The sequence below is a fragment of the Nitrosospira sp. Nsp11 genome (assembly GCF_900142705.1).
In the GTDB taxonomy this organism is placed as follows: domain Bacteria; phylum Pseudomonadota; class Gammaproteobacteria; order Burkholderiales; family Nitrosomonadaceae; genus Nitrosospira.
The window spans coordinates 188320-202489 of the sequence record NZ_FRBV01000005.1 but is presented as its reverse complement, the minus strand read 5'-3'; the positions used below and the strand labels follow the sequence as shown (position 1 = coordinate 202489).

The following is a 14170-nucleotide window of genomic DNA, read 5'->3' as shown; positions in this document are numbered from 1 at the left end:
CCAGAAGCTCTCCTGTCTTGTAAATACGGTCTTATAAACCATCGGGTTCCGTAGCCGATCCTGTCAATGTTCTCAATGGCTGATCGGTACATAATCAAACTGACGCGTTCCACCTCGCCCGACCGTGGCGCACGGGCGGACGAACCCGGCTCATCCACCTCAAGACGCAACTGCCACGCGATTATTGTGTTCCGGCACCACCTGGATGTTAACCGGCGTGTGGGCCTTGAGGAGGTTGCCTGCTTGCGTCGCGGCAAGCGCACCCGACAATGGTCTGGTGAAGGTGACGTGCCCATGCACAATGTGGTGCCCGAACATCGAGAGCGTACCGCCATAGTATGGACTTGATGGATCGACTCTAGCCGCGCAGGCCGGTGCATTGACCAGGACGAGGACGACTATGGAAAGATGGCCTAGTGTGTAGCTTGGTGTGGAAGCACACGGAACAAGCTTGGGGACCGACGTATTATCCTGAAACAGCAACTTCGCTGGATTGATAGGGGGACCGCTCCGGTGAAGCCGTTCCATTGATTAATAACAACGTGTTTTACCGTTTTTCAGACTACTTCACTGTCGGGTGCGAGCTTAATAACGAAATCCGCTCCAACGGATGGCGTTATCGGGTGACGCCTCAAATGCAATATATTTTCAACAAGCATAATATCGTGCAACTTGGCGGCGGTCCGTCACGGCTGGACGAAAGGCTGGACGAAAGAAAAAAACTGATTGGCTTTTCTCTGCGCGCGTTATCTATTCCTTCTAGAATGAAATAGCTGCCGTATAAATACTGATGAAAGCATCGATGAACGACAGCAGTTAATCGGAGAATATGGACGCCTTGTCTGCCGAGGGGGAATATGAGTACTACGGCTGTTTTCTCGGAATTCGGTTCGATTGTTTCCGTGCGCGGCGGCATTGTGGATATCCGGTTTGAGCGTGTTCCGCCTATTCACACATTGCTGCGTGCAGGGAAGCAAGGAGAAATCGCGATTGAAGTGTTGTCGCAGCTTGATGGCCATCACGTGCGTGGCATTGCGCTAACGCCCACACAAGGTCTCGCTCGAGGCATGCAGGTCACCGATACGCATGGGCCGCTGATGGTGCCGGTAGGGAAGGCGACCCTTTCGCGCATGTTCGACGTATTCGGCAACGCAATCGATCGCCGGCCTGCTCCGGCCAACGCGCAATGGCGTTCGGTTCACCACGCATCGCCCGCTCTGGCGCGGCGCTCAACAAAATCCCAAATCTTCGAGACAGGTATCAAAATCATCGATGTGCTGATGCCGCTGGAACGCGGGGGCAAAACCGGCTTGCTCGGTGGAGCAGGTGTCGGAAAGACCATCCTGCTCACCGAAATGATCCATAACGTAGCCGGGCAGCATGAGGGCGTCAGTATTTTTTGCGGCATTGGCGAACGCTGCCGGGAAGGGGAGGAGCTCTACCGTGACATGAAGGCAGCAGGGGTGCTGGAGAACATGGTGATGGTGTTCGGCCAGATGAATGAGCCTCCCGGCGCCCGGTTCCGTGTGGGTCATGCCGCGCTGACCATGGCCGAGTATTTCCGGGATGACGAGCATCGTGATGTATTGCTGCTGGTGGATAATATTTTCCGCTTTATCCAGGCGGGCATGGAGGTGTCCGGGCAGATGGGCCAGATGCCGTCGCGCCTGGGCTACCAGCCGACGATGAGCACGGAGTTGGCGCAACTGGAAGAACGGATCGCCAATACGGAAACCGGCGCCATTACATCGATCCAGGCGGTTTATATCCCAGCGGATGATTTTACCGACCCTGCGGCAGTGCACGCCTTCTCGCATTTTTCCGCCTCTATCGTCCTCTCGCGCAAGCGCGCGAGCGAGGGCTTGTATCCGGCCATCGATCCGCTGCAGTCCGGCTCCAAAATGTCCACGCCCGGCGTCATCGGTGAACGGCATTATCAGATAGCACAGGAGGTGCGCCACACGCTTGCGCGATACGCCGAGCTCAAGGACATCATCGCCATGCTGGGATTGGAACAACTGTCTCCGGGAGACCGAAGCATCGTGGCACGTGCGCGGCGGCTGGAGCGTTTTTTTACCCAGCCGTTTTTCACTACGGAGCAGTTTACGGGCATCGAGGGGAAACTGGTCAGTCTTGCGGATGCGCTGGATGGCTGCGAGCGCATCTTGCGAGATGAATTCAAGGATCTTCCCGAGGGGGCGCTATATATGATCGGCGGGGCCGATGAGGCGAAAAGAAAGAACCATGCGGGAAATTCGCCTGTAAAGCCGGACATGTACCCCAGTCCGAACTTGAACACCAGCCCAAACCGAAATGCGGCTCTCTGACTGTCATGAACCTCAAGATACTTCTGCCGTTCGGAGTTTTCGCTGAAAAGACTGAGGTAGCCCGCATTGTTGCCGAGACCAGTAGTGGGTCATATGGTCTGCTGCCCAATCGGCTCGACTGCGTGGCGGCGCTTGTGCCGGGTATCCTCGCTTTTGAAACGAAAGAAGAGGGTGAGGTTTATGTGGCGGTTGACGAGGGCATCCTGATAAAAACCGGTGTGGAGGTATTGGTATCCGTACGTAATGCGATAACGGGCGCTGACCTGGCTACGCTACATGAGACCGTGGTGAACGCGTTTTTAAACCTTGATGCACAGGAGCGGGATGCGCGCCTGATGATGGCAAAAATGGAAAGCGGCTTTATTCGCCGTTTAATCGAATTTCACCATGAACGATGAGGCAGGCAGAAAAACAGGAGGAAAAGCGGAGGAGAAAGCCTCCACAGGCGGGAGCGAGTCGGAATTAAGCCGGCGCGTAGCGGTGACGGCGACGCGGAAGCTCAAAGGACAACAGGCACAGCATCAGGCCAGACAAATAATCTGGTCCGGGTTGGGCATGATCGGGCTGGTCGGCTGGTCGGTCGCCGTGCCCACACTGCTGGGTGCGGCACTGGGCATATGGCTGGATAAAAACTATCCGATGAATCACTCATGGACGCTGACCCTGCTCATTATCGGCCTGATCACGGGTTGCCTGAATGCCTGGTACTGGTTGGCCAGAGAGGATAGGGCGAGCCACGAGGGGGAGCGCCACGAGAGCGTCAATAAACGGTAGAACGAAGTTAACGGGAGCAGCGGCAGCAACGGAAGCAATAGGAGGATCGAATGGGTGAAACCTGGGGTCTGGTGTTGTCGTTGGCGGCAGGCATTTTGCTGGGCGCTTTTTTTTTCGGCGGCTTGTGGTGGACAGTGCGCCGCGGCTTTTCATCCCGGAATCCGGGACTCTGGTTCATTGGCAGCACGCTGCTGCGGATAAGCGCGGTCATGACGGGATTTTATTTCTTGCTGGGCCTGCCGGGCGAAAGCTGGCAAATACTACTTGCCGGTCTGCTTGGATTCATCATTACGCGGCTGGTTGCGACGCGGCTTGCAGGCCCGGATAAATCAGACCTCGACCACCTGGAACGGAAGGCCAGCCATGCACCTTAGCCCTGACGACATCATTTTCTGGGAGTACGGGTTTTTGAAACTGAACGCCACCATTGTATTCACCTGGGGGCTGATGTGCGTGCTGGTTATCGGTTCAAGAGCCATTACCCGTAACCTATCCATAGGATTGGAACGTGCCCGCTGGCAGAATCTTCTTGAGGTCGTGGTTCTCGCCATCCACAACCAGATAAGAGAAGTAGGCTTGCGCCAGCCGCGGCGATACTTCGCCTTTCTCGGCACGTTGTTTATGTTTATCGTCGTGGCGACGCTCTTCACTGTCGTTCCGGGGTACGAACCCCCGACCGGCTCGCTTTCGACCACCACGGCGCTGGCGATCTGCGTATTCATTGCTGTGCCGCTGTATGGCATAAAGGAGCAGGGATTGGGCGGCTACCTCAGATCCTATCTTGAGCCGACGCCCATCATGCTGCCATTCAACGTTATCAGCGAGTTCTCGCGCACCCTGGCCCTGGCTATTCGCCTGTTCGGCAATATCATGAGCGGCACGATGATTCTTGCGATCTTGCTGACCGTCACGCCGTTCATCTTTCCGGTCGTCATGAGCGCGCTTGGTCTGCTGACGGGTATGCTGCAAGCCTACATCTTCAGTATTCTGGCGACGGTCTATATCGCGGCTGCCACCTCGAGCTTTAGGGAGGATGCCGAGCAGGACTATGACTTGGACGGACCCGATGACCCGGAGATGAAAAGACCGGAAACACGGTGAGAGGATAATGCCTATAGATTATTCTCATTTGCATTCGCCTGTTTATGTAGGGCGGGCAGAAGGAAGCGCAATGGTCGTTCCATTTATTTCGGGGGGATTTGATGGGTTGCGCGTCGCTTCACCCATCCTACGAACTACGGAACTACGACCTATGACTGCAAAACTTATGAGATCGCACCAGGTTTATCCAGTAAAACTACTTCACAACGCTGACGGAATGGTTGCCGCTTTCGCGGGAAAGGCGATACCTCAATGTCAGCGGCGACCGCATAATCATTATGAATAAACGCGACCCGAATAAACATGACTCGAATAAATATAACCTGACAGATAAAGAGAAGGAGAGCATATGGACAGCATGACCCTTATCGCAATCGTATCGATCCTCGCGGCTGGTTTGACGATCAGCATCGGCGTGATTGGGCCGGCACTGGGAGAAGGAAAGGCGGTGGCGACGGCGCTGACTTCGCTGGCGCAGCAGCCTGATGCCGCCGCGACCATTACCCGTACGTTATTTGTCGGGCTGGCGATAATCGAGTCGCTGGCTATTTATTGTTTCGTGATTTCCATGATTCTTATTTTTGCCAATCCGTTCTGGAATCACGTTATTGCCCAGGCTGCCGGAAAATAGGTCGTGCTGATAGACTGGTTCACCGTTATTGCGCAAATCGTAAACTTCCTCATCCTGGTGTGGTTGTTGAAACGTTTTTTATATCAACCCATACTCAGGGCGCTGGACGCGAGAGAAAAGCGCATCGCCGCAGAGCTTGCCGCTGCCGATGAAAAAAAACGGGAAGCTGAAAAGGAGCGCGACGAGTTTCGGCAAAAGAACGACGAATTCGAACAGCAGCGGTCGGTACTGCTACACACGGCTTCGGAGGAGGCGCACGCCGAACGCCAACGGTTGATTGCCGCCGCCCGCACGGATTCGGACGATCTGCGCGCGCAGCGGGAAGAAGCATTGAAAAGGGAATATCAGGACTTGAGGGCAGTACTCTCCCGTCGCATAGGCGCGGAAGTATTTGCCATTGCCCGCAAGGTGCTGGCTGATCTTGCCAATACCACGCTTGAAGCGCATATCGCGGACGCGTTTATCAAACGTTTGCGCGCGCTAAGCCCCGAGGAAAAGGTGAGCCTGGCTTCGATAACCAGGCTGTCGGCGCAGCCGTTGCCGGCCACGCCCGCCATGACTGCAGCAGCGGCAGCAGAAACGGCAGGAATTCTAATCCGGAGCGCGTTTGATTTGCCCGCTACACAGCAAAATGCGATTAAAGCGGCGATTAATGAAATCCTGGAAACGAGAATTCCAGTCCGGTTCGAGGCCAGGCCGGACTTGATCAGCGGCATTGAACTCATTGCCAACGGGCATAAAGTTACCTGGAATATTGCCGGGTATCTTGCGTCGCTCGAGGAGGAGATAGGCAAGCTTCTGAAGAACCCTGCGGAACCTGAATCGAAAGCTGAACCGGAAGCCCAGCCTGAGCCCGGGCCTGGGTTCCCAACCGAGCCTGAGTTCGGAGCTGAGCCTCAAGCCGAGGCATCGGTAAAGGAAAAGAACGCGGGCAAGAAAAAACCGAACACCCCGGACAACCCGGAAACCCTGGACACCCCGAACCTCAAACCCCCCGCACATATTCGATGAATGCGGTAACCAAAAACCTGCAAAGCGTCTTCGATGGCGTATTCACGCAGATGGCGCAAGTACGGCAAGCTTCCAAGCCGCGGTTGGCCTTGCGCGAGACAGGTGCGATCACGAGCATTGCTGCCGGCATTGCAAAAGTATCGGGACTCCCCGGCGTGGGCTTCGAGGAAGTACTGAAGTTTCCCGGTGAGTCATATGGCATTGCATTCAATATCGATGCCGATGAAATCGGCGTGGTGCTGCTCGACGACTACTCGCACTTGAATACCGGCGACGAAGTGGAACGCAGAGGCCATGTAATGGATGTGCCTGTGAGCGACGGGTTGATCGGACGGGTAATCGATCCGCTGGGACGGCCGCTGGACGGCAAGGCGCCGGTCGTCTCCTCGAAGCGCCTGCCCATCGAACGCGCCGCTCCATCCATCATGGACCGTGCACCCGTCACCGTGCCCTTGCAAACCGGCATCAAGGCCATCGATGCACTCGTCCCGATCGGCCGCGGACAGCGCGAGCTGATTCTTGGCGACCGGCAGACGGGCAAGACCGCCATCGCGCTCGACACCATACTTAATCAACGAAACGAGAACGTACTGTGCGTTTATTGCGCTATCGGCCAGCATGCCTCCGGCGTAGCAAAGGTGGTCGCCACCTTGCGCGAAAAAGGCGCGATGCGCTACACGGTGGTCGTGGTGACGGAGGGAGACAATCCACCGGGCCTCATCTACATTGCCCCCTATGCCGCAACCAGCATAGCGGAATATTTTGTGGAGCAGGGCCGCGATGTGCTGATCGTGTACGATGACCTTACGCATCACGCGCGCGCTTACCGTGAACTGTCCCTGTTGTTGCGCCGGCCGCCCGGACGCGAAGCCTATCCAGGCGACATTTTCTATATTCACTCGCGGCTGCTGGAGCGCGCAACCCATCTGCGCGAAGAATTGGGCGGCGGCTCGCTCACCGCGTTGCCCGTTATCGAAACGGAAGCTCAGGATATTTCCGCTTATATTCCGACCAACCTGATTTCCATCACCGATGGCCAAATCTATCTCTCCCCGGCGTTGTTCGCATTGGGTGTATTGCCCGCTATCGATGTCGGCAAATCTGTCTCGCGTGTCGGCGGCAAGGCCCAGCGCCCCGTTTACCGCGCGGTGATAGGCGACCTGAAGCTGGACTATGCGCAGTTTGAAGAGCTGGAGACCTTTGCCCGATTTGGCGCGAGGCTGGATAAGGATACCCTCCGGATTATCGAGCATGGGCGCCGCATTCGTGCCTGCCTCAGGCAACTCGAATCCGCTCCGGTTTCAATGATCGAGCAGATCGGTGTGCTGCTGGCGCTGACCGCGAGGCTATTTGACGATGTGCCGCCTGATCGCATGGCGGATGCCGAACGAACAGTGCGGGAGGCAGCGGCGAATATTCCTGCCGAGGTGCGTGCACGCATCGAAATTGCTGAAAATCTGAGCGATGAGGACCGTGAATCAATCACGCAAAACCTGCGCAGGGCACTCACCGGATTTCAGTCATCGCCGGAACTTGAATCCAGAGCAGGCGAGGCACATGATGAGCGATAGCCTCGCCAGCCTGCGCCGGAAAATCGAGGGAGCCCGTGAGCTGCGGTCGGTGGTCAGCACCATGAAGGCGATGGCAGCGGCAAGCATCGGGCAATACGAAAGATCAACACGGGCACTGGACGATTATTATCGCGCCGTGCAGCTTGGCTTGAGCGTCTGTTTCCGCACCGGCACGATATCGCCGCCCGTATCGCCCTTATCACCTGTGGCGGGAGAGAAAATAAACCGGGAGAAGGATGTCATCGGCGCGGTCCTATTCGGTTCGGATCAGGGGCTGGTGGGCCAATTCAACGAAGTCATTGCCGATTACGCCATTCAGACGCTGGCAGCCCTGCCGGGCAAAATAAGAGTGTGGGTGATGGGTGAGCGTTTGCATGATCGGTTGGCGGATATGAGCGCGCATATGGATCTGCGGGTAGCGGGGCTGTTTACCGTTCCGCTTTCGGTCAAGGCGATCACGCCGCTGGTGGGCCGGATCCTGATGGAGACACTGATGTCGAGCGCAGGGCCCAGCCTGACGCCCAGTCTGCGAAAAGGCGAAGCCCGGCCAACCGGCCGCAACCGAAACGGAGTGAGGCAGCTTTATCTCTTCTACAACAGCTCTCGATCGGGAGCGATATATGCGCCTGCCCATCAGCGGCTGTTGCCGCTGGACGATGCATGGCGGAGCGAATTCGCGCAAATCCCCTGGCCAACGAACAAGCTGCCGGAGGTAATGGGCAACGGTGAGGCGATGCTGCACGCACTGATTCGGGAGTATCTGTTCGTTTCACTATTTCGTGCGTGCGCGGAATCGCTCGTGAGTGAAAATGCGAGCCGCCTGGCGGCAATGGAACGCGCCGAAAAAAATATCGATCAATTGAGTGCCGATCTTCGGCAGACATTCCATCGCCTGCGGCAGAGCAAAATCGATGAGGAATTGTTCGATGTTATCGCTGGCGTAGAGGCGCTGGCGGGCGGTATTTCATCTTAGTTAGGGCGTGGCGGCGGATGATTATCGGCAGCGGCGGCGCGCTGTTCCTGGCAAGCACCAATGGTGAGGCCATGCAGGCGAACCATCACGCACGGCCCGCAGTTCATCCCCGTCCGGGGCCAGGAACGCACTTGTTCGAACACAGCAGGACAGCCACCTGCCTTGGAACCGGACGGAGCTATGCTTGCAAGATGTATGTAGCCTCAATCATCCCGTGCGGTGGCGGACTTACCTACGACACATTCACGGAGAAATGAAATCATGAAAGTTATCGCTAACAGTAGAATACACCACCTTGTCTTGGCCGCAGCCTTGAGTATTGGCCTCGCGTTTGGGACCCACGCTTCCGCTGAGGAATACCTGATCGACCTCAAAACCGGCACAGCGACCTACCTCGGAAACCGGTTTGTGTCCGCTTTCAATGGTGCGGGGCAGTTGGTGGGAGCCTACAGCGCGGACGCCGACCAGTCCCACGCTTTCATTACCGGCCCTAATGGCGTGGGCATGACCGATCTGGGTACGCTGGGCGGAAATAGCCAGGCGACGGACATCAACGCTGCTGGGCAGGTGGTGGGGTATTCATTTACGGCCGACCGTCAGACACGCGCTTTCATCACCGGCCCCAATGGCGTGGGGATGAAGGATCTTGGCACTTTAGGCGGGGACGACAGCTTGGCCAATGGCATCAACGCTTCGGGACAGGTGGTGGGATGGTCCAGAATAGGCGGTAGCTACAACTCCCAGCTCCACGCTTTCATCACTGGTCCCAATGGCGTGGGCATGACCGATCTCGGCACGCTGGGCTTGGCCGGGGATAGGAGTGAGGCTGTTGATATCAATGATGCGGGGCAGGTGGTGGGGAATTCCTACGATGCCGGCCGCGTGCCTCACGCTTTCATCACCGGTCCCAATGGGGTCGGTATGGCTGATCTGGGCACACTGGGGGGGTATAGCAGCGAGGCTTCTGGCATCAACGCTGCGGGGCAGGTGGTGGGATATTCACTCGCGCCCGTCCAGTCTGACGCTTTCCGGACTCACGCTTTCATTACCGGCTCCGATGGTGTTGGCATGACCGATCTTGGTTCGCTTGGGGAGGGTGCTAGCTATGCTTTTAGCATCAATGACGCGGGGCAGGTGGTAGGATATTCATACACGGCCACCAGTCCGTCCGATGCCCATGCATTCATCACCGGCCCCAATGGCGTGGATATGACCGACCTCAACTCGCTGGTTGACCTGCCGGCCGGGGTTGTTCTGGCGACTGCGGGCAATATCACCAATATGGGGCAGGTACTCACATTCAGTAGCGGAATTAGCGTTGTCCCCGAACCGGAATCCTACGCCCTGATGCTGGCTGGCCTGGCTTTGTTGGGAGCAATGGTGCGACGCAAGCAGAAGGGTGCCAGCTGGAGGAGGCGGAAGCTGCCGTTTCCGGCTTTGCCCGCATCGGGTAAGCCGGGGTGTGTCCTTCACCGGGAAACTGGATAGGGGCAGTGCGGGGGTTTGACTGTTTTGCCTTGACAGGATTTATCGGCGGCAGATATGAACCCGCTTTATCTCGACAACGATGCATTTAATGAAGTATGCAGTCATGAAGATTAACGGTAACGGTAGCGTTCGCTGCTTTGTTCCTTACGTCCTGATGCTGTCGGGACTAACCTTAATGGGCGTCATGGTACCACACAAACAGAGTGGATGAGGCAGTGTCGGGAGGCTCGGATCTGCTGATCCGACATCGATTTGCAGCTCCTTCGCAACTGTTGCCAACTTTGCCACAATCTGGTCTTGATAAAACTAAACGAGTTGCAATCTGAATAATCACAGGTATCGTGGCGTGGGAATTTAATCCGCGGCGGGTTGCGAAGCCGGTCCGTATTGCAGCGTCCAGTCGATTATCTCCGCGGCGAACCGGTCGGTGGCTCTTCCAAATGCCGCGATGACTTCCGGTATTTCCTTGCCCTGTACGGGTTCTATGATTTCGAAGCTGCGCGTGGCTACGATCCGGTTTCTTCCGGATTGCACCAGCGTTGCATAAAATCGGATATTCACGGCAGGCATGCCGTTCTTGTATTCCACCTGAAACGCGGTCAGGTCACCTCCGAGCTCCAGATCGGCCATAAGATTATTGTTGCCGCTGCTCACGGAGCTGAACCTGCCATCAGCGCGAAAGGCTTTCGCGAGTTGATCGCGCAATAAAATTGGCGCAGGATCGCCCCAGCGTATGCCCTTGTAAGCACTGATCCGGTTGTCCTGCCGCAGTACCAGCACGCGCATGCTGTCGGTCACCTGGCTGCTCTTAGGGGTAGCAATGCGCAGCGCCCGGGGCAGGCTGTTTGCCGGGGCCGAGCGCGGAATCGAAGAGGAGGGAAGTTGATAGATCTCCAGCGTTTCGGCTTTAGGCAGTATCGAACAGGAAGACAAGAATACCATTGCCATACCCGACATCAGACCGAAACGGAAAAAGTATTGTGGCCGAAGCGCGCGACCCATCATGGTTCAAACTCCTGAATTTTTTCACGGCCGGTCAGATAATCGGCCGGGTTGTCCTCCAGTCGACCCATTATCCTGCTCATTGAACCCAGCGTTTTTCGCAGCTCTTGCAGGGCAGGCCCCAGCTCGTTCAAACCCCGCATTCCGCTGCCAAGCGCTTCCTGGTTGTCGAGCAGTAGTTGGTCGATGGTGGCGCTGGTTTTTGCCAGTGAAGCCGTCGTCTGCTCCACGCTGTCCAAAGTACGCGCGCCCTGATTGTTGATCAGCGCGTCTGCATTGTCCATCATCAGCGAAGCCTGTCGCAACGCCAGGTTTGCTTGCTTGCTGGCGGCCGTCAATTCCTTCACCAGCACCTTGAAGTTTTCGCTTTGACCGGCTATCGCTCCGGAAGCCTGCGCTATATTTTCGACCGTTTTACTTAAATGTTGCGCGTTTTCGCGTGACAAAACGTCCTTGGCTCTCAGGATCAGCTCGGTGATGTCAGCCATGGTACTGTCACTCTGCTCCAGCAGTTTGGAAATGGGAGAAGGGGTGGCCACGATCACAGGATCTTCGCCTTCCGCCGCCACCAGTCTGCGGCTATCCGGAGACCCGCCGCTAAGTTCTATAATGGAGTTTCCGGTGATGCCCGTAAACGACAGCCGCGCCTGGGTATCCTGCTTGATCTGGACATTGCCTTGCACACGTATTCGCGCAAGTACTTTGCGCGGATCGCGCGGATCGAGCTCAAGCCCGGCCACATCGCCCACTTTTATGCCGCTGTACTGCACGGCGCTGCCGACGGACAAGCCTCTTACGGCTTCGTTGAAAATGACAATATAATATCGCTGCTGGGCATCGCTGGGAGATTTCCCTAACCATAAAACGAATAGCGAGACAACCACCACGGCGATAACGGTGAAGAGCCCGATCAGTACATGGTGAGCGCGAGGTTCCATCAACCGGCCTCCTGCATTCGGGGGCGTCCGGGCTGGTGCGCCGCGCGTCCGCGTGGACCGTGAAAATAATCCTGCACCCAGGCGTCATCGGTGGCTTCAACGACATCCAGCGTATCCGCCACCAGTACGTGCTTGCCGGACAGTACCGCAACCCGGTCACAGACGGTGTAGAGCGTATCAAGGTCGTGCGTCACCATAAAAACAGTCAGTCCCAGCGCGTCGCGCAATGTCATGATGAGTTGGTCGAATTCGGCGGCGCCTATCGGGTCAAGGCCCGCCGTAGGTTCATCCAGAAAGAGTATATCCGGGTCGAGGGCCAGCGCACGCGCAAGCGCAGCACGTTTTACCATGCCCCCGGACAATGTGGCGGGGTATTTTTCGCCGGCGTTGGCGGGCAATCCTGCCAGCGCAAGTTTTACTTCCGCGAGATGCTCGGCATCGCCCCGGCTGAGGCCGGCATTTTCAATGAGCGGCACAGCGACATTTTCGATGACGGTGAGCGAAGAAAACAAGGCGCCGCGCTGGAAAAGCAAGCCAAACCGCCGCTCCAGCTGATATCGGCGCTTACGCGTCAACTTGTGGACGTTTTCGCCAAGCACACATACACTTCCTGACACAGGTGTCTGCAATCCAACTATCGTACGCAATAGTACCGACTTGCCTGAGCCGGAGCCACCGATCACGCCCAGTATCTCACCACGATAAACATCCAGATTCAGCTTTTCATGTACCGTCTGCCTGCCAAAACGGTTTGTCAGATCGCGGACCTGAATTATCACATCGCGGTTGGGAGAAGCAGTCGGGCTTACCATCCCATCTCCATGAAAAACAGCGCGCCCAGCGCATCCAGAAGGATAACGACGAAAATGGATTGGACCACGCTGGAAGTGGTGTGCTGGCCAACCGACAGTGCGCTGCCGCTGACCTTGAAACCTTCGAGACAGCCGATGATCGCGATCACAAAAGCGAATACGGGCGCCTTGGACATACCCACCAGAAAATGCCGCAATTCAATCTGTTCCTGAAAAATCGACAGGAACATCGCCGGGGAAATATCCAGCGTCAACGCGCAGACCACCGCACCTCCGAATATGCCCGAGATCATGCCCACGAAAGTAAGAATAGGCAGCGAGACGAACAACGCCGAGAGGCGTGGCAATATCAGCAGGTCAACCGGGCTCAGGCCCAGCATGCGTGCGGCGTCAATTTCCTCATTGGCTTTCATGGACCCGATCTGGGCTGTGAAGGCACTCGCCGTCCGGCCAGCCATCAGAATAGCGGTGAGCAGGACAGCAAGCTCGCGCAGGAACGAGTAGGCCACCAGATTAACGGTATAGATGCTGGCGCCGAAATCGGCCAGCACCGTCGCGCCGAGAAACGCGATTACCGCCCCGACCATGAAATTGAGCAGGGCAACGATGGGCACGGCGTTCAGGCCAGTCTCTTCAATCTGGGCCACGACCGAAGTGATACGCCAGCGCCTTGGACGCAAAATGGTATGGGTCAGGGCCTGCAGCGTGAGACCCGTAAATCCGAGCAACGCCAGAACCTGCTGACGAAAGATTTCCATGGCATGCCCAATCCTCTCGAGCAGTTCGATTGCCGCCGAGCGCCGCCGCGTGTGCTGGATTTTATCGGTGGTGCTCATCGCATCCGCTACTGTTCGCAACAGTGCATCGCGTTCCGTAGTCAGCACTGAACCGGGACCGGATAGTTTCCGGGCGAGTTCGACGCCGAGCAATTCAAGCAGCCTTGAAGCCCCTGCCGTGTCTAGTGCGCCCAGGCCACTCAGGTCAACCTGGTTACTCTGCGCCCCAGCCAGATCCGCCACTTCGGCGCGAAGCCGGGCGATTTCCTGTCCCAGCGCGGCATAGTTGTCAAGGGTCCAATCGCCGCGCACGGTCAGTTTGGGCGGAATGGCAGAGGAGTCCCAGGCGAGGAGCTTTGAATTAGCGCCGGATGTCATGGGTTTCTACTTTTTTGGACGTATCTGGATGTGAATGGGATGATCGCCGGAATCCGTTGGGAGGCATGTTTGCTCTACCGGGAGTCGATGGCGGGCGATGTTTCACATGACGGCGCGGCACGGAAAGGGCTACGCCGTCGTCTGGCGACATGATCTTCGCCGGCACCGGTATTAATCCAGGCCGTCAACCAGCTTCCCCATCCGTCGACTTCCGGGAACAGAGATTCGCGATCCTGTCTTGATTAAAAACACGTGGTATCCCGTTAGCCAACCGACTGAAAACACGTTTAAAACTATCTGTTTGTGTAGATGGTGTCAAGCACGAAGTATAGTACGGGAAGGACCTGTGCGCTGGCCTATCGGCATGCAGCAAAGCCCTGCGGAATGG

Annotated in this window: 17 protein-coding genes; 12 read left to right on the top strand and 5 right to left on the bottom strand. The window is 56.7% G+C overall.

Features of this window, described 5'->3' with window-relative positions; genetic code table 11:
• Positions 1–159 precede the first annotated feature (159 nt).
• Positions 160–528: a hypothetical protein gene (locus BUA28_RS08590; protein WP_072767691.1), complete on the bottom strand. Its 369-nt coding sequence runs from the start codon at positions 526–528 to the stop codon at positions 160–162.
• Here BUA28_RS08590 and BUA28_RS08585 point away from each other — a divergent pair.
• From BUA28_RS08585 to BUA28_RS08530, 12 genes are all read left to right on the top strand, one after another.
• Positions 528–773, top strand: a complete 246-nt coding sequence (locus BUA28_RS08585) for a hypothetical protein (protein ID WP_072767690.1) — start codon at positions 528–530, stop codon at positions 771–773. The two genes, BUA28_RS08590 and BUA28_RS08585, sit on opposite strands and share 1 nt — an antisense overlap.
• A gap of 84 nt (positions 774–857) precedes the next feature.
• The gene (gene atpD, locus BUA28_RS08580; RefSeq protein ID WP_072767689.1) at positions 858–2327 is read left to right on the top strand and encodes a F0F1 ATP synthase subunit beta; all 1470 of its coding nucleotides are present in this window, start codon (positions 858–860) and stop codon (positions 2325–2327) included.
• 5 nt (positions 2328–2332) lie between these two features.
• On the top strand, positions 2333–2725 hold the full coding sequence (locus tag BUA28_RS08575; protein WP_072767688.1) for a F0F1 ATP synthase subunit epsilon: 393 nt from the start codon (positions 2333–2335) through the stop codon (positions 2723–2725).
• On the top strand, positions 2715–3101 hold the full coding sequence (locus BUA28_RS08570; RefSeq protein WP_072767687.1) for an AtpZ/AtpI family protein: 387 nt from the start codon (positions 2715–2717) through the stop codon (positions 3099–3101). Before BUA28_RS08575 ends, BUA28_RS08570 begins: the two co-directional genes overlap by 11 nt.
• 50 nt (positions 3102–3151) lie before the next feature.
• Positions 3152–3475: an ATP synthase subunit I gene (locus BUA28_RS08565; protein WP_072767686.1), complete on the top strand. Its 324-nt coding sequence runs from the start codon at positions 3152–3154 to the stop codon at positions 3473–3475.
• Positions 3465–4202 carry a F0F1 ATP synthase subunit A gene (locus tag BUA28_RS08560; RefSeq protein WP_072767685.1) on the top strand — a complete coding sequence of 246 codons (738 nt, stop codon included), beginning with the start codon at positions 3465–3467 and terminating at the stop codon, positions 4200–4202. Before BUA28_RS08565 ends, BUA28_RS08560 begins: the two co-directional genes overlap by 11 nt.
• A gap of 349 nt (positions 4203–4551) precedes the next feature.
• Entirely contained in the window at positions 4552–4833 is a 282-nt protein-coding gene (locus BUA28_RS08555) for a F0F1 ATP synthase subunit C (RefSeq protein WP_072767684.1), read from the top strand.
• Between the two features lie 3 nt (positions 4834–4836).
• The gene (locus tag BUA28_RS08550; protein WP_072767683.1) at positions 4837–5844 is read left to right on the top strand and encodes a F0F1 ATP synthase subunit B family protein; all 1008 of its coding nucleotides are present in this window, start codon (positions 4837–4839) and stop codon (positions 5842–5844) included.
• Positions 5841–7415: an alternate F1F0 ATPase, F1 subunit alpha gene (locus tag BUA28_RS08545; RefSeq protein WP_072767682.1), complete on the top strand. Its 1575-nt coding sequence runs from the start codon at positions 5841–5843 to the stop codon at positions 7413–7415. Before BUA28_RS08550 ends, BUA28_RS08545 begins: the two co-directional genes overlap by 4 nt.
• Positions 7405–8388, top strand: a complete 984-nt coding sequence (locus BUA28_RS08540) for a F0F1 ATP synthase subunit gamma (protein ID WP_072767727.1) — start codon at positions 7405–7407, stop codon at positions 8386–8388. The genes BUA28_RS08545 and BUA28_RS08540 overlap by 11 nt, the downstream gene beginning before the upstream one ends.
• A 17-nt stretch (positions 8389–8405) precedes the next feature.
• A complete protein-coding gene (locus BUA28_RS08535) occupies positions 8406–8645 on the top strand; it encodes a hypothetical protein (protein ID WP_072767681.1) in 240 nt (79 codons plus the stop codon).
• A 4-nt stretch (positions 8646–8649) separates the two neighbouring features.
• Positions 8650–9876: an HAF repeat-containing PEP-CTERM protein gene (locus tag BUA28_RS08530; protein WP_072767680.1), complete on the top strand. Its 1227-nt coding sequence runs from the start codon at positions 8650–8652 to the stop codon at positions 9874–9876.
• Between the two features lie 354 nt (positions 9877–10230).
• Here BUA28_RS08530 and BUA28_RS08525 read toward each other — a convergent pair whose 3' ends face one another.
• Genes BUA28_RS08525 through BUA28_RS08510 form a run of 4 tightly spaced genes read right to left on the bottom strand, consistent with a single transcriptional unit; the run spans position 10231 to position 13782 of the window.
• Positions 10231–10881: an ABC-type transport auxiliary lipoprotein family protein gene (locus BUA28_RS08525; RefSeq protein ID WP_218587248.1), complete on the bottom strand. Its 651-nt coding sequence runs from the start codon at positions 10879–10881 to the stop codon at positions 10231–10233.
• Positions 10878–11816 (bottom strand): MlaD family protein, encoded by a 939-nt coding sequence (locus BUA28_RS08520; RefSeq protein ID WP_072767679.1) that lies wholly within the window; start codon positions 11814–11816, stop codon positions 10878–10880. The genes BUA28_RS08525 and BUA28_RS08520 overlap by 4 nt, the downstream gene beginning before the upstream one ends.
• A complete protein-coding gene (locus BUA28_RS08515) occupies positions 11816–12628 on the bottom strand; it encodes an ABC transporter ATP-binding protein (protein WP_072767678.1) in 813 nt (270 codons plus the stop codon). The genes BUA28_RS08520 and BUA28_RS08515 overlap by 1 nt, the downstream gene beginning before the upstream one ends.
• Entirely contained in the window at positions 12622–13782 is a 1161-nt protein-coding gene (locus tag BUA28_RS08510; RefSeq protein WP_072767677.1) for an ABC transporter permease, read from the bottom strand. Before BUA28_RS08510 ends, BUA28_RS08515 begins: the two co-directional genes overlap by 7 nt.
• Positions 13783–14170 lie beyond the last annotated feature (388 nt).

What these genes read in the sequence shown, in the direction of transcription:
- BUA28_RS08590 (WP_072767691.1), bottom strand. Translation starts at nt 528, where the DNA reads ATGGAACGGCTTCACCGGAGCGGTCCCCCTATCAATCCAGCGAAGTTG.
- atpD (WP_072767689.1), top strand. Translation starts at nt 858, where the DNA reads ATGAGTACTACGGCTGTTTTCTCGGAATTCGGTTCGATTGTTTCCGTG.
- BUA28_RS08575 (WP_072767688.1), top strand. Translation starts at nt 2,333, where the DNA reads ATGAACCTCAAGATACTTCTGCCGTTCGGAGTTTTCGCTGAAAAGACT.
- BUA28_RS08570 (WP_072767687.1), top strand. Translation starts at nt 2,715, where the DNA reads ATGAACGATGAGGCAGGCAGAAAAACAGGAGGAAAAGCGGAGGAGAAA.
- BUA28_RS08565 (WP_072767686.1), top strand. Translation starts at nt 3,152, where the DNA reads ATGGGTGAAACCTGGGGTCTGGTGTTGTCGTTGGCGGCAGGCATTTTG.
- BUA28_RS08560 (WP_072767685.1), top strand. Translation starts at nt 3,465, where the DNA reads ATGCACCTTAGCCCTGACGACATCATTTTCTGGGAGTACGGGTTTTTG.
- BUA28_RS08555 (WP_072767684.1), top strand. Translation starts at nt 4,552, where the DNA reads ATGGACAGCATGACCCTTATCGCAATCGTATCGATCCTCGCGGCTGGT.
- BUA28_RS08545 (WP_072767682.1), top strand. Translation starts at nt 5,841, where the DNA reads ATGAATGCGGTAACCAAAAACCTGCAAAGCGTCTTCGATGGCGTATTC.
- BUA28_RS08540 (WP_072767727.1), top strand. Translation starts at nt 7,405, where the DNA reads ATGAGCGATAGCCTCGCCAGCCTGCGCCGGAAAATCGAGGGAGCCCGT.
- BUA28_RS08535 (WP_072767681.1), top strand. Translation starts at nt 8,406, where the DNA reads ATGATTATCGGCAGCGGCGGCGCGCTGTTCCTGGCAAGCACCAATGGT.
- BUA28_RS08530 (WP_072767680.1), top strand. Translation starts at nt 8,650, where the DNA reads ATGAAAGTTATCGCTAACAGTAGAATACACCACCTTGTCTTGGCCGCA.
- BUA28_RS08525 (WP_218587248.1), bottom strand. Translation starts at nt 10,881, where the DNA reads ATGATGGGTCGCGCGCTTCGGCCACAATACTTTTTCCGTTTCGGTCTG.
- BUA28_RS08520 (WP_072767679.1), bottom strand. Translation starts at nt 11,816, where the DNA reads ATGGAACCTCGCGCTCACCATGTACTGATCGGGCTCTTCACCGTTATC.
- BUA28_RS08515 (WP_072767678.1), bottom strand. Translation starts at nt 12,628, where the DNA reads ATGGTAAGCCCGACTGCTTCTCCCAACCGCGATGTGATAATTCAGGTC.
- BUA28_RS08510 (WP_072767677.1), bottom strand. Translation starts at nt 13,782, where the DNA reads ATGACATCCGGCGCTAATTCAAAGCTCCTCGCCTGGGACTCCTCTGCC.